This is a genomic window from Roseateles sp. (genome assembly GCF_031397715.1).
Taxonomy (GTDB): Bacteria; Pseudomonadota; Gammaproteobacteria; order Burkholderiales; family Burkholderiaceae_C; genus Paucibacter_A.
The window spans coordinates 1-13,611 of sequence record NZ_JANNMI010000240.1 but is presented as its reverse complement, the minus strand read 5'-3'; the positions used below and the strand labels follow the sequence as shown (position 1 = coordinate 13,611).

Below are 13,611 nucleotides of genomic sequence, written 5' to 3'. Positions count from 1 at the left end.
GATCGATGATCCGTCGCGACGGCGCTGCCGGCCAGAGGGGTTGACCGTAGTTGTGGTTTCCAGCGCAATGAATGCTTGTCGAGTAGGCATAACCTACGGGAATGCGCGCCCTGGGATCGCGCCCTATGACTTGCAGTTGCTGCCGACCGCCAAGTAGTGATGAGCGGGTGTGGCGGCAACGGCCGATGAGGGCGCTACAGTGCCCTCGGTCTACCCACTTCAAGCCCGCCGCCATGCACCCGATCACCGAACTCAAAATCCGCGCCACGCCGGCGCGGCCCGCGCACGCCGGCTGGCTTTGCCAGCGCCCGTACGGTGAGAACTGAGACATGGGCCTGAAATATTTGTGGGTCGCAGCGATCTGGGGTTTGACTGGCTGCGCAGGCTTGCGCACCAGCCCTGTACTGCCGGTCGAAGTGACGCAGACCATCGCCAAGGCGGAGCTGACGCAGGCGACCTTTGGGCTCGTGGCCTACCCGCTACACGACCGGTCGCGCGCCTTGCGGGTCAATGCCGAGCTGGCCATGCAGCCGGCGTCCAGCATGAAGCTGGTGACCACGGTGGTGGCGCTGGACAAGCTCGGCCCGAATGCGCGTGGCCGCACCGATTTGCTGGCCGCCGCGCCCTTGCTGGGTGATGTCTTGCAGGGCCCGATCTATTTGCGCGGTGGCGGCGATACCGACCTCGACTGGGGCGCTCTGCAGATGCTCTTGCGGGAGCTGCGTGAGCAAGGCGTGCGCGAGATTCAAGGCGGCCTGGTGGTGGACCGCAGCCTGTTCCGCCCGGCGCGGCTGGACCTAGGCGCGCCCGCGTTTGATGAGGCACCTGAGTTTGCCTACAACGTCATCCCCGATGCGCTGAACCTGAACGGCAATCTGCTGAGTTACCGCTTCACTGCGGATGCTCAAACCATCAAGGCGCGGGTCTTCCCGGCCTGGCCCGGCATCGCCTTGGACGTCGGCGCGTTGACGCTCAGCGACAAAGCTTGCAAGGACTGGGACGAGGACTGGCTGGCGCCGCAGGTGCTGGATAACGATCAAGTTCGGCGGATCGCCTTGGCCGGCGCTTTCCCACGCGCTTGCGTTCTAAGTGCCGAGCTGAATCTGCTTGATCGCCAATGGCTGACGGCGCAGGCCGTGCGCCAAATTTGGCAGGAGTTGGGCGGTGCTTTCGGTGCCGGCACCGACCAAGAGGGGGCCACGCCGGCCGGTGCACGCGTCTTGGCCAGCCATCACGGGCGGCCATTGGCCGAGGTGGTGCGCGGCATGATGAAGCGCTCGGACAACGCGCTGACCCGGCTGACCTATTTGCGCCTGGGTGCGGCCAGCGCCGCTGCCGACGAGGACACCCGGCCGGCGGCGCAGCGTGCGGTCCAAGAATGGTTTGTCAGCAAGGGGCTGGACAGCGCCGGCCTGGTGCTGGACAACGGCTCGGGCCTGTCGCGCAGCGAGCGTATCAAGCCGGCGCAGCTGGCGGCCTTGCTGGAGGTGGCCTGGAGCGGCCGCCATGCGCCGGAGCTGTTGACGAGTTTGCCGCTGGCCGGCGTTGACGGCACGCTCAGCCGGCGCTTCAAGGGCTCGGCCGCCGAAGGGCGCGCGCGCATGAAGACCGGTACGCTCAATGACGCCGTTGCTCTGGCAGGTTATGTGTACGACGCACAACAGCGCCCGTGGGTGGTGGTGGTGATGCTGAACGGCCCCGGCAGTGGCGCCAAGGGCCGGCCGGTGCTGGATGCCCTGGTGGACTGGGTGGCCCGACAGGCTGACTAAAGGACGGCCGGCTGCAACAGCTGCAACGTGCCGGCCGTCGCGTCCATCTCGACCGGCGCGCCCACGGCCAGCGTGTGTTTGCGCTTGATGTGGCCGATCATTGCGCCGCGAAACACCGGCACGTTCAGCGGCAAAAAGTAGTCATCGAAGACCTCGTCCAGCGTCAGCGTGCCGAAACCGTCACCGGGCTCGCATTTGCTGAACTTGCCGATCACCACGCCGGCCAAGGCGTCGAAGGCGCCGCTCAGGCGCAGCGTCGACAACATCCGGTCGACCCGGTAGATGTATTCGTTGACATCCTCCAGGAACAAAATGGCGCCGCGAAAATCCGGCATATAGGCCGAGCCGGCCAGCGAGGCCAGCACCGCCAAATTGCCGCCCAACAGGGCCCCGCGCGCACGGCCCGGGCGCAAGGTGATGATGCGATCCTGCGTTTGCACCAGGTTATCGCCAGGCTCGACGGGATTGCGCAGCAGCGGTGTCAGCCCCTCCATCACCGTGGCGCGAAAGCTTTGCAGGCTGAACTCGTTCCACTCCGAGGCCGCCATCGGGCAATGAAAAGTGACCAGGCCGGTGCGTGCGTGGATGGCGTTGATGAGCGACGTCAGGTCGCTAAAACCCCCAAAGAATTTGGGCTTCGCCGCGATCAAGGCGTAGTCCAGCTTGTCAACAATGCGGTTGCAGCCGGAGCCGCCGGTCATGGCCATGATGCCGGCGACCGAGTCGTCGGCGAACATCGCGTTGACATCGGCTGCGCGCTGCGCATCTGTGCCGCCGAACTGGCCGTAGCGGGCGCGCAGGTGCTGACCGTGTTTGACCTTGAAGCCGAGTGCTTGCAGCGCCTCGGTGGCGATCTCGAACGGCTCCCGCTCGTAAGTCGCGTTAGCGGGGCTGATCAGGCCGATGGTGTCGCCGGGGCTCAAGCGTTTGGCGCGCAGCAGCGGCTTGGGGTTGGCCAGCGCAGCGACGCTGAGCGAGCCGGCCCCAGCGGCCAGCACCTGGGTAAATTGGCGTCGATCCAGGCGCATAGTTTTTCTCTTTTTCATAAAACGCGCGGCAGATCACGGCGCACGGCGACCCGGTCGCCGAAATCAAAGTGCCACCACTCGGTGCTGAGCATCTGAAAGCCGGCTTGCCGCATCGCCGCCCGCAGCCAACCGCGCTCGGCCAGCTGCTGCGGCTTGAGCAAACCCAGCGCCAAGTGTTCGGCCTCATGGTCGGGGTGCGACAGCAAGCTCATCTCGTCAAAGCCCGAGCCCATATCGACCTCGCGTCCTTGCGGGTCCAGCAGCGTGAGGTCGAGGGCCATGCCAAACGAGTGAATCGAGCCGCGCTCAGGGTCAGCCAAGTATTGCCGCAGCGGTGTGCCCTGCAGCTCGGCCCACAGCACTTCTTGCACGCGTTGCGGGCGCAGCGCGTCCAGCACCAGCAAACGGTAGCCGGGGCGTTGAGCGCTCAACCAAGCGGCCGCCAGCAGCAGCGCCGCGGCCGCTTCGCGGCGCAGCCACGCGCAGTCGAGGCCGCCGTAGATGGCGCGCTGAACAAAGTTGTCGGGCGTCGCGTAGCGCAACTCGATGCTGACGGCGCTGAGGCTGAGCAGCGAGCAAAAGTCGGGGTGGCCGGGGATGTCTTCGCAGGCGATCATGGCGGAGCCAAGCCTTCCAGATTTTTGCGCGCCGCTTCGCCCAGGTACTTGACCAGCCGTCGCGCGGTCTGAGCTAACGGCGCGTTAGCGGCGGTCAGCAAATACAGCTGCACCGGCACGGCGGGCTTGAGCGGCCGCAGGCAAACGCGGCTGCGGTCGGCGGAAGCGGCGGTGAAGGGGTCGACCAAGGTCATGCCGACGCCGGCCTCGACCAAGGCACGTGCCAGCTGATAGGTCTGCACGGTGATGCGGCTTTGCAAGGGGGTGTCCAGCGCCTCCGCTGCGTTGAGCACGATGGCCGCCAGTGGGTCGTCACCGGCCAGGCCCACCAAGGGCGTACGGATCTGATCCAGCGACAGCGGCCCGGTCTCGCTCGCCTCGGGGCTGCCCAGCGGGCACAGCGCCGTCATCACCCCACTGGCCAACACCTCGGTCTTGATGCCGGGGTGGCGCGGGTCCTGCAGCGACAGCGCCAAGTCGGCCTCGCCCAGCAGCAGCGCCGAGATGATCTCGCGCGTGTGGTTGGTGGCCAGCGAGCAGTGGCTGAGCGGGTAGGCCTTGCACCACTGCGTCATCGCCATCGGGATCACCGCCGCGGCCAAGGTCGGCGTCGCCACCAGGCGCACCATTTCGGTCTCGCCGCCGCGTAGATTGGCGGCCAATCGGCGGATGCCGACCAGGTCGCGGTTGAGCTTGTCGACCTCGATGAAGAGCCGGTGCGCCTCCGGCGTCGGGTAGAGCTTGCCGCGCACCCGGTCAAACAAATTCATCCGCAGCTGCAGCTCGCAATGCTGCAAGACCTTGGTGACGGCCGGCTGCGAGATATGCAGCAACTGCGCCGCTCCACTGATGGTGCCGGCCTGCATGATGGCGTGAAAAACCTCGATATGCCGAAGTCTCATGTCAGCCCCTCGTCCGGTGATTACACCGACCGGCCCCCCGAGGGGGCGTGGGCCGGCTTGGGGCGGCCCGGCGCTCGGCCCTGCGTTTTTTGTTCATTTTCTGTAGACGTTCTCGAAATCGACACTGCCGTTGGGCGCCATGATGAAGCCCTGCACATCGCTGCGCATCGGGATGTAGACGGTCGAATGCGCCATCGTGATCCAGGGCCGCTCGCGTTTGAAAATCACTTGGGCTTGTTCGTAAAGGGCGGCGCGCGCCTGCGGGTCGGGGGTGGCGCGGGCGGCGTCGATCAGCCGCTCAAACTCAGGGTTACAGAACTTGATGCCGGTCGTGTTGGCGGCGCAGCTCAAATTGGGCGTCAGGAATTCATCCGCGTCGCCGGTCTCGCCGGACCAGCCGCTCATGTAAACGCTGTGCTCGCCGTTGTTGGCGCGCTTCAGGTACTCGCCCCATTCATAGGTCTTGATGTTGGCCTTGACCCCGATCTTGGCCCAGTCTTGTTGAATCAGCTGCGCCATCAGCTGCCCGTTCGGATTGGTCGGGCGGGACACCGGCAGCGCCCACAGGTCCAGCTCCAGGCCGCTGGCAAAGCCGGCCTTGGCCAGTAGGTCGCGGGCGCGCTGCGGGTTGTACTCATTCTTCAAAGCGCTGTTGAAGCCCGCAATGGTGGGCGGAAAAGCGCTCACCGCCTGCAGCGCGTCGCCGCGCGGGAACAGCGCCTTGAAAATGGCCTGGCGGTCAACGGCGATGTCGAGCGCCTCGCGTACCGCGCGCAGGTCGGTCGGCGCCTTGCGCAGGTTGAAAGCCAGGTAAGAGATGTTCAGCGCCTGCGTCTTCAACACCGTGATGTCGCGGCGCCCGTCCATCGCGGCGAGGTCCACATCGCGCACGGCGGAGGCGATATGGCATTCACCGGCCAACAGCTTTTGCACCCGCACATTGGGTTCGCGGCTGATGCTGAAGATCAGCTTCTCGGTTCGCTGTCTGGGGGTCCAGCTGTCCGGGTTGGCCTGCATGCGCAGCACATCGTCCTTGGCGTAAGACTTGAAGCGGTAGGGCCCGGTGCCGATGGGGCGGTTGTTGATCTGGCTGGCGCGGCCCTCTTTGAGCAGCTGCGCGCCATATTCGGCCGAATGGATGCCGGCCCAGGCCATCGCGAAGTTGGCCGCAAAAGTGACGTTCGGAGCCTTCAGGCGAAAGCGCACTTGGTGATCATCGATGCGGTCAATACCGTCCAGCAGCTTGGCCAGGCCAAGGTTTTGCGGGTAGATGAAGTTGGCGGGGAAGGCCTTGTTGAAAGGATGTGCTGGGTCGATGAAGCGGCCAAAGGTGAACAGCACGTCGTCGGCATTGAACTCGCGTGTCGGCGTGAAGTAGGGCGTTTGATGAAACTTCACGCCAGGCCTCAGCTTGAAGGTGAAGCTCTTGGCATCGGGCGAGATGCTCCACTCACTGGCCAAATGAGGCTGCAAATCGGTGCCGCCGCGTTTGAACTGCAACAAGCCCTGGAACATCTGGCCGGTGGCGGTGTTGGTGCTGGCGCTGTCCCACAGACCGGGATCAAACCCCTCGGGGCTGGCATCCGCGCAATAAACCAGGGGTTTGGCCTTGGGCGTTTGTGCTTGGCTGTTCGCGCTTGCAAGCACCATGCTGAGCAGGGCAAGCGAAAGGGCGTGATGCGAACGTGTCATGGATCAGTGGCGGGGGTTGAATGACGGGCATTGTTGGTGTGACCAACCCATCATCGCAACTGAAATGAGGCGGGGCGGTCATAAGTTTTTATTATGGGGTCGGCCTTGGCTGTTCAATCACCTTCGGTTATGACTGCCGAGGCTGTCGTGATTGGTGTTTGGCAGCCAAGCGCATTAGAGTGCGGGCAAGTAAAAGAGGGAGATTCCATGCTCAGGACCGAGACACCCAGCAGCGCGCACGCCGCGCTGGACCAGTACAGCTTGCCGGAGCTGGTTTCCAGCTTCGTTGAAGACCAGCTTGATGCCGTCAAGGCGGTGCGTTTGGCCGTGCCACAGCTGACCCGCGCGGTGGCCGCAGCGCTGCCGCGCATCCAGGCGGGCGGGCGCCTGATCTATGTCGGTGCGGGCACGTCGGGGCGGCTGGGTGTGCTGGACAGTGTTGAGCTGCACCCGACATTTTCATGGCCGCGCGAGCGCGCTGTGGCCTTGCTGGCCGGTGGCCCGTCGGCGATGTTTGTGGCGGTTGAGGGCGCCGAGGATGACGAGGCACAAGGCGGCCTGGATTTGTTGTCGCTGCAGCCTGGGCCGCTGGATGTGGTGCTGTTGCTGGCGGCTTCGGGCGCCACGCCCTATGTGCTGGGTGCGCTGCGTGAGGCCCGCCGGGCGGGTGCGCTGAGCTTGGGTTTTGCCAATAACCCGAATGCGCCGGTGGCCGAGCTGGCCGAAATCGGCATCACGCTGGACACCGGCCCCGAGGTGATCTCGGGCAGCACCCGGCTGAAGGCGGGCAGTGCCCAAAAGATGGCGCTGAATACCTTCTCAAGCGCCTTGATGGTGAAGCTGAACAAGGTCTATGGCAATTTGATGGTCGACGTGAAGGCCAGCAATGCCAAGCTGGTACGCCGCGCCATTGCGCTGACGATGCAAGCGGGCGAGTGCGATGAGCCCAGCGCCCGGTCCATGCTGGAGCGCTGCGAGAACCACGTCAAGCTGGCCGTCGTCGCTCTGCGGCTGCAGCTCACACCTGCGCAAGCACGCGCTGCCTTGGCGTTAGCAGACGGCAGTGTGCGCGCAGCCTTGCAAGCTCAGGCGGACGCTACCCCGTGAGGGACGGGGCAGGCGCCGCAGCCGCAGCGGCAAGCACGAGCACAAGCACAAGCACAAGCTCACCCTGGGCCTGGATCCCGACGCTCTACTTCGGCCAAGGCATCCCCTATGTGGTGGTGATGACGCTGTCGGTCATCATGTACAAGAACCTCGGCTTCTCGAACACCGAGATCGCGCTCTACACCAGCTGGCTCTACCTGCCCTGGGTGATCAAGCCGCTGTGGTCGCCGTTGATTGAGTTGCTGGGCGCCAAGCGGCGCTGGATCTGGGCGCTGCAATTTGTCATCGGCGCGGCTCTGGCCCTGGTGGCCTTGACGCTGCCGGGTTCGCGTGCCTTCCAGATGAGCCTGGCGGTGTTTTGGTTGATGGCCTTTGCCTCGGCCACGCATGACATCGCCGCCGATGGCTTTTACATGTTGGCCTTGCCGCAAGGCACCCAAGCCGCCTTTGTGGGTGTGCGCTCAACCTTTTACAGGCTCGCCAATATTGGCGGCCAGGGTGGGCTGGTCTATTTGGCCGGTGAGCTGTTCGAGCGCAGCGGCAGCATGGTCAGCGCCTGGAGCACCGTGTTGGCCTTGCTCGGCGGGCTGTTCGGCCTGCTGGGTCTTTACCACTTGTGGGCCTTGCCACGGCCCGCCGCCGACCAAGACTCAAGTGCGGGCCAAGGCGACTTGCTGCGCGATTTTTTCGCCGTCTTCGCGGCTTTTTTTCGCAAGCCCGGCATCGGCGTCATCATCGCTTTCTTGCTGCTCTACCGCTTCCCTGAAGCGCAGTTGCTCAAGCTCGCCACGCCTTTTTTGCTGGACAGCGCGGTGGCGGGTGGGCTGGCTTTGTCGAACAAACAAGTCGGCATTGCTTACGGCACGGTCGGCCTGACGGCGCTGACGCTGGGCGGCTTGTTGGGCGGCTGGGTGATCTCGCGCGTTGGTCTGAAGCGGGCGCTGTGGCCGCTGGTGCTCTTGATGCATGTGCCTAACGCGGCCTTCTTGGTGTTGGCGCTGTACTTGCCCAGCAACCTGGCGCTGATCAGTGTGGCCTTGGGGGTTGAGCAGTTCGGTTATGGGCTGGGCTTTACGGCCTATTTGATGGTGATGATTTTGGTCGCCGACGGTCCGCACAAGACCGCGCACTACTCGATCTGCACCGGCTTCATGGCGCTGGGCATGATGCTGCCCGGCATGTGGAGCGGCTGGTTGCAGCAAGCATTGGGTTATGTGGGCTTCTTCATTTGGGTGCTGGTGGCAACCATCCCCTCGTTTGCGATCACCGCGATGCTGAAAATCCCGGCTGATTTCGGCAAACAGGTGGACGCAGCTTGAAGCAGCGGCTGCTGTCGCTGGATGCCTTTCGTGGCTTCACCATCGCCGCCATGTTGCTGGTCAACAACCCCGGTGATTGGGGCCATCTCTACGGCCCCTTGGCCCATGCGCCGTGGCATGGCTGGACCTTCACCGACTGGATTTTTCCGTTCTTCGTCTTCATCAGCGGCATCTCGATGACGATCAGCTTGGGCGCGCGCGCCCAGGCCGGCGATGCAAAGTTGCAATTGCTGCGCCAGACCGCCCGCCGCGCCCTGACCATCATTGCCATCGGCCTGCTGTTGAATCTGATCCCCGGCTTCAACTTCAGCGAGTTGCGCATCCCCGGTGTGCTGCAGCGACTGGGCCTATGCGCCTTGCTGGCGGCGCCGATCGTGCTGTGGTTCAGTTGGCGTGGCCAGTTAGCCTGGGCCTTGGGCCTGTTGGTGGCTTACAGCCTGATTCAATGCCTGGTGCCGGTGCCCGACGTCCATGGGGTCTGGCATCTGGCCTCGTTCCAGCCGGGTGAAGATGTTGGCGCTTGGCTTGACCGCGCGCTGATGGACGGCCATCTGTGGCGCAACAGCAAGACCTGGGACCCCGAAGGCCTGCTGTCCACGCTGCCGGCGGTGGCGAGTCTGTTGTTCGGTGCGGTGGTCGGGCGCGGTTTGCTCGCGCGCCGGGATGCTATGGAAAAGACGGTTTGGTTGATGCTGGCGGGCTTGGCCTGTTTGTGGGTCGGGCAGTTGTTGGACGCTTGGCTGATGCCGATCAACAAGAGTTTGTGGACGCCGTCCTATGCCGTTGCGATGACGGGTTGGGCGCTGCTGCTGTTGGCGGTCTTTTACTGGCTGCTCGACGCGATGCCCTTGCCAAGATGGCGGGCCCGTTTGGCTATCGCCGCACGGCCGTTGTTGATGTTGGGCATGAATGCGCTGTTCATCTTTGCGCTGTCCGGGCTGATCGCCAAGCTGATGGCGACGCTCAAAATCGGGGCCGCCGGCTTGAGCTTGAAGGGGTGGGCCTATGCCCCGATCCAGGCGCTCGAATGGCGTCCGGTGAATGCGTCGCTCTTGTATGCGCTGTGCTTTACGGCGGCCTTGTGGGTGATTGCCTGGCTGCTCTGGCGCCGCCGCATCTTTATAAAGGTCTGAACACGATGTTGACTCGCCGCACCACCCTGGCCGGTTTGACGGTCGCGCCCTTGTCGGCTTGTGTCGGCTTGCTTCCTGCGCAGATGCCGCCGCCACCGCGCCTGGTGGCGGCGCCCGAGTTGGCGCAATTGCCTGGGCCTGCGCCGCGCGAGTTCCGCGCCGCCTGGGTGGCGACGGTGGCCAATATCGACTGGCCCAGCCAACCCGGCCTGAGCGCGGCGCAGCAACAGGCCGAGATGCGCGTCATTCTGGACCGCGCCGTAGCGCTCAAGCTCAACGCCATCATTTTGCAGGTGCGCACCAGCGCCGACGCCTTCTACCCGTCGGAGCTGGAGCCTTGGAGCGAGTATTTGAGCGGCACGCAAGGGGTGTCGCCGGGCTATGACCCGCTGGCCCTGTGGATAGCTGAGGCGCACCAGCGCGGCCTGGAATTGCACGCTTGGTTCAACCCGTTTCGGGCCCGTCAAAGCAGTGCCAAGTCGGCACTGGCCGCCAACCACCTGGGGCGCGTGCGGCCGGACTGGGTCAAGACCTACGGCGACCAACTCTGGATCGACCCCGGTGAAGCGGGGGCGGCCGAGCACACGCTGGCGGTTTTTGCCGATGTTTTGAAACGTTATGACCTGGACGGCATTCACATCGATGACTACTTCTACCCTTACCCCTTGGCCCTGCCTGCAAATGCAGCCGGCCGGGCCGAGGGCAGCAAGGAAGAGCTGGACTTTCCCGACGCGCCGGCCTGGCAGCGCTACTCGCAAAGCGGCGGCGCCCTGGCGCGCGCGGATTGGCGGCGGCAAAACGTCAATCAGCTGATTGAGCGTCTGTATGCGGCCATCAAGGCCCAAAAGCCCTGGGTGCAATTGGGTGTCAGCCCCTTTGGTCTGGGCAAGCCGGGTCAGCGCCCGAGCGGCATTGTCGGCTTCAGCCAATACGACAAACTTTATGCCGATGTGGAGCTGTGGCTGGCGCGCGGCTGGCTGGACTATTTGGTGCCGCAGCTCTATTGGCCACGGGCGCAAAAGGCCCAGGCCTTCGGCCCCTTGCTGAGCTATTGGCTCGCGCAGAACCCACAGCGCCGACACATCTGGGCCGGCCTTTACAGCAGCCGGGTGTTGGCCGCCGACAACCCCAAGCCGGACAGTTGGCCGGTCGAAGAGATCAGCGGCCAGATCGAACTGCAGCGGGAATTGGCGCCGTCTTCCGGCCATGTGCACTTCAGCATGGTGGCGCTGAGCCAGAACCGGCGCGGCTTGGCCGATCACTTGAGCGCGGCCGTCTACCCAGAGGCGGCGCTGGTGCCGGCGACGCCGTGGGTGGCGGCGGCGCCTGTGGATGCTTTGCCTTCGCCGAGTTTGCAATGGTCGGCGGGCGATACGCAGCAGCCGCAGCTGCAGCAGCTGCTGCAGCTGCGGCTGGACTTCGCCGCCGAGGCCCAGCGCGGTGCGGCCGTGGCGCTGTGGTTGCGCTACGGCGGCGGCTGGCAGTTTCAGCTCGGCTACAGCGGCATCCGCATTCCCGCAGCGGGCCTGACGGCGCTGGTGCTGGCGCCGCTGCAGCGCAACGGCGTTGAGGGCGAGCGGGTGGGCTTTAGAGTCGAGATCGGTAGGTTGAAGTGAGCCTGCGAACTCCAACATTCATCGCTAGGCAACGACCCTGCGCTGCCACCGCACTTGCATTTGTGGCGCACTTGTTGTTGGAGTTCACGGCGTTCACTCCAACCTACCGGGCTCGAATGGCCTGCCATGCGCAAAAGTTATGCCCGCTCACCGCATTGACATTTGCTTGCGCCTGATCACGGCCCTAGGCTGTCGGTCATGAATGAAGTTCTGCCTCCACCAACCCATGCCGAAGCCAAAAACAGCCTCGGCCTGGGCCTGGACGCCGGCGGCACGCAGACCCGCTGGGCGCTGGCCCGTGCGGGTGAGCTGTTGGCCGAAGGCCAGGTGGCCGGCTTGAGCGGCCTGCAGCTTGCCAGCGCGGCCGGGCTCGCCGATTTGCTCTGCAGCTTGGGCAAACTGGCGCAGGCGCTCGCGCCCTACGGTCAGGCCTGCGCCGTGCGTGCCGGCATCACCGGCTTGCCCGACTCCGACCCGCAAGGCATTGCATTGATGAAACAGTTGCTCGCGCAAGCACTGGCGCTTGAGCCCGCGGCCATCCAGTGCACCAGCGACATCCAGCTGGCCTGGCAAGCCGCTTTCAGCAGTCCCGCAGCAGGCTATCTGATCTACGCCGGCACCGGCTCGATAGCGGCCTATGTCGATCAACAGGGCCTGCTGCACCGGGCCGGCGGGCGTGGCCTCTTGCTCGGCGACGAGGGCGGCGGCGGCTGGATAGCGACTCAAGCGCTGGCCGCAGTCTGGCGCATGGAAGACGCCGCACCGGGCAGTGCGATGGCCGAATCAGCGATGGCACGCGGCTTGTTCACGGCCATCGGGGCCAGCGACTGGGCCCGCACCCGTGCCTACGTCTACCAGGGCTCGCGCGGCCAACTAGGCCTGTTGGCCCTGGCCGTGGCGGCAACGGCCGCCCAAGACCCGCGCGCGGCCGACTTGCTGCGCCGCGCCGGGCAGGAGCTTGGCCGCCTCGGCCTGACCCTGCTGCAGCGCTTCGGCCCGCGCCCCATTGTTGTGGCCGGCCGCGTGCTGAGTCTGAGCCCGTTGATCGAGCAGGGCTTGCGTGAGGTTCTGGGCGCAGCGCATGTTCCCAGCATCAAGCTGCAACAATTGCAGCCACACGCCCACGCTGCCCTGACCGCCGCCAGTGCCGACTTCACTCCTTGCTAACTCCCAACACCATGCATTCATCCCTCATGAAGACCCTGCTCGGTGCCACGTTGGCGCTGCTGCTCAGCGCTTGCGCCACCGGCCCTCACATTGACCGCAGCTACACGTCCGAGAACCAGGACAGCCGCGCGCTCTTCCTGGTGCTGCACTACACCGTCATCGACTGGGAAAAGTCGCTGCGCGTGCTGACCACCGGCGGGCAGGTCAGCAGCCACTATCTGGTGCGCGACGAGCCGGCCCGCAGCTATTTGCTGGTGGACGAAAACCGCCGCGCCTGGCATGCCGGCCCGAGCTTCTGGGCCGGTCACACGCACTTGAACGCCTCGTCGATCGGCATCGAAATCGTCAACGCCGGCTATGTGGACGGCCCCAATGGCCGCGTCTACGCGACCTTCCCCGAGGCGCAGGTGAATGAGGTGGTGGCGTTGGTCAAGGACATCGTCGCCCGCCACCAGATCCGGCCCGAGCGCATCATCGGCCACGCCGACATTGCGCCCGGCCGCAAACAGGATCCGGGCCCCAACTTCCCCTGGAAGCGCTTGGCCGATGAGGGCATCATCCCTTGGCCCGATGCGGCGCAGGTGCAGGTCAAGCAGCTGCAATTCGAAGCGCAAATGCCGGATGCCACGTGGTTCCAGGACAAGCTCGCCCGAGTTGGCTACAACTTGCCGCGCAATGGTGAGATGGACGCGATGACCCGCGACGTGCTGTCAACCTTTCAGATGAAGTACCGACCCAGCGATTACGCCGGCCTGCCGGACGCCGAAACCGCCGCGCTGCTGGAGGTGATGCTCAGTCCGGGCGGGCTCTTGCTCAACGCCAGCGGTTCGGCCGCTACGCCCAAGCCCAAGCCCTACACCTCGCGCTGGTAAAAAAGAAAGAAAGAAAAAGCGCCCATGTTCGGCTTCATTCTCAAACGGCTGGGCGGCCTGCTGCCGACCTTGATCGGCATCACGCTGGTGTCATTCGGCTTGATTCGCTTGATTCCGGGCGACCCGATCGAGGTCATGATGGGCGAGCGCCGCCTCGACCCCGAGGCGCATGCCGCCTTGGTCAAGCAGCTCGGCCTGGACCAATCGCTGCCCGCGCAATATTGGCATTACGTCACTCAACTGATGCAGGGCGATCTGGGTCAATCGCTGGTCAGCCGCGAGCCAGTGTCTGCTGAGTTCGCCGCGCTGTTCCCGGCCACGGTGGAGCTGGCGTTGGCCGCGCTGGTGATGGCGGTCGTGTTGGGGCTGCTGCTCGGCGTGCTGGCGGG

At 64.9% G+C, this 13,611-nt stretch carries 11 protein-coding genes and 1 pseudogene; 8 read left to right on the top strand and 4 right to left on the bottom strand.

Annotated features, from left to right (window positions below; translation table 11 throughout):
* Positions 1-329 precede the first annotated feature (329 nt).
* Positions 330-1,769 carry a D-alanyl-D-alanine carboxypeptidase/D-alanyl-D-alanine-endopeptidase gene (dacB, locus tag RMO57_RS10355; RefSeq protein WP_310386335.1) on the top strand — a complete coding sequence of 480 codons (1,440 nt, stop codon included), beginning with the start codon at positions 330-332 and terminating at the stop codon, positions 1,767-1,769.
* On the opposite strand, the gene RMO57_RS10350 is transcribed toward dacB, so the two are convergent.
* From RMO57_RS10350 to RMO57_RS10335, 4 genes are all read right to left on the bottom strand, one after another.
* On the bottom strand, positions 1,766-2,797 hold the full coding sequence (locus RMO57_RS10350; protein ID WP_310386333.1) for an LD-carboxypeptidase: 1,032 nt from the start codon (positions 2,795-2,797) through the stop codon (positions 1,766-1,768). The two genes, dacB and RMO57_RS10350, sit on opposite strands and share 4 nt — an antisense overlap.
* A gap of 14 nt (positions 2,798-2,811) precedes the next feature.
* Positions 2,812-3,414: a M15 family metallopeptidase gene (locus tag RMO57_RS10345; RefSeq protein ID WP_310386331.1), complete on the bottom strand. Its 603-nt coding sequence runs from the start codon at positions 3,412-3,414 to the stop codon at positions 2,812-2,814.
* Positions 3,411-4,316 carry a LysR family transcriptional regulator gene (locus tag RMO57_RS10340; RefSeq protein ID WP_310386329.1) on the bottom strand — a complete coding sequence of 302 codons (906 nt, stop codon included), beginning with the start codon at positions 4,314-4,316 and terminating at the stop codon, positions 3,411-3,413. The genes RMO57_RS10345 and RMO57_RS10340 overlap by 4 nt, the downstream gene beginning before the upstream one ends.
* A gap of 93 nt (positions 4,317-4,409) precedes the next feature.
* The gene (locus RMO57_RS10335; RefSeq protein WP_310386327.1) at positions 4,410-6,008 is read right to left on the bottom strand and encodes an ABC transporter substrate-binding protein; all 1,599 of its coding nucleotides are present in this window, start codon (positions 6,006-6,008) and stop codon (positions 4,410-4,412) included.
* A gap of 207 nt (positions 6,009-6,215) precedes the next feature.
* Here RMO57_RS10335 and RMO57_RS10330 point away from each other — a divergent pair, with 207 nt between their 5' ends.
* The 7 genes and pseudogenes from RMO57_RS10330 to RMO57_RS10300 form a co-directional block, all read left to right on the top strand.
* Positions 6,216-7,115: an N-acetylmuramic acid 6-phosphate etherase gene (locus tag RMO57_RS10330; RefSeq protein ID WP_310386325.1), complete on the top strand. Its 900-nt coding sequence runs from the start codon at positions 6,216-6,218 to the stop codon at positions 7,113-7,115.
* The gene (locus RMO57_RS10325; protein WP_310386324.1) at positions 7,112-8,434 is read left to right on the top strand and encodes an MFS transporter; all 1,323 of its coding nucleotides are present in this window, start codon (positions 7,112-7,114) and stop codon (positions 8,432-8,434) included. Before RMO57_RS10330 ends, RMO57_RS10325 begins: the two co-directional genes overlap by 4 nt.
* Positions 8,431-9,567, top strand: coding sequence for a DUF5009 domain-containing protein (locus RMO57_RS10320; protein WP_310386323.1), 1,137 nt, complete (start codon positions 8,431-8,433; stop codon positions 9,565-9,567). Before RMO57_RS10325 ends, RMO57_RS10320 begins: the two co-directional genes overlap by 4 nt.
* A gap of 5 nt (positions 9,568-9,572) precedes the next feature.
* Complete coding sequence (locus RMO57_RS10315) at positions 9,573-11,183, top strand: glycoside hydrolase family 10 protein (protein WP_310386321.1); 1,611 nt, start codon at positions 9,573-9,575, stop codon at positions 11,181-11,183.
* A 198-nt stretch (positions 11,184-11,381) separates the two neighbouring features.
* Complete coding sequence (locus RMO57_RS10310) at positions 11,382-12,350, top strand: BadF/BadG/BcrA/BcrD ATPase family protein (RefSeq protein WP_310386319.1); 969 nt, start codon at positions 11,382-11,384, stop codon at positions 12,348-12,350.
* Between the two features lie 11 nt (positions 12,351-12,361).
* The gene (locus tag RMO57_RS10305; RefSeq protein ID WP_310386317.1) at positions 12,362-13,222 is read left to right on the top strand and encodes an N-acetylmuramoyl-L-alanine amidase; all 861 of its coding nucleotides are present in this window, start codon (positions 12,362-12,364) and stop codon (positions 13,220-13,222) included.
* Positions 13,223-13,246: 24 nt separating this feature from the next.
* A pseudogene (locus RMO57_RS10300) lies at positions 13,247-13,611 on the top strand (ABC transporter permease); the annotation flags it as partial.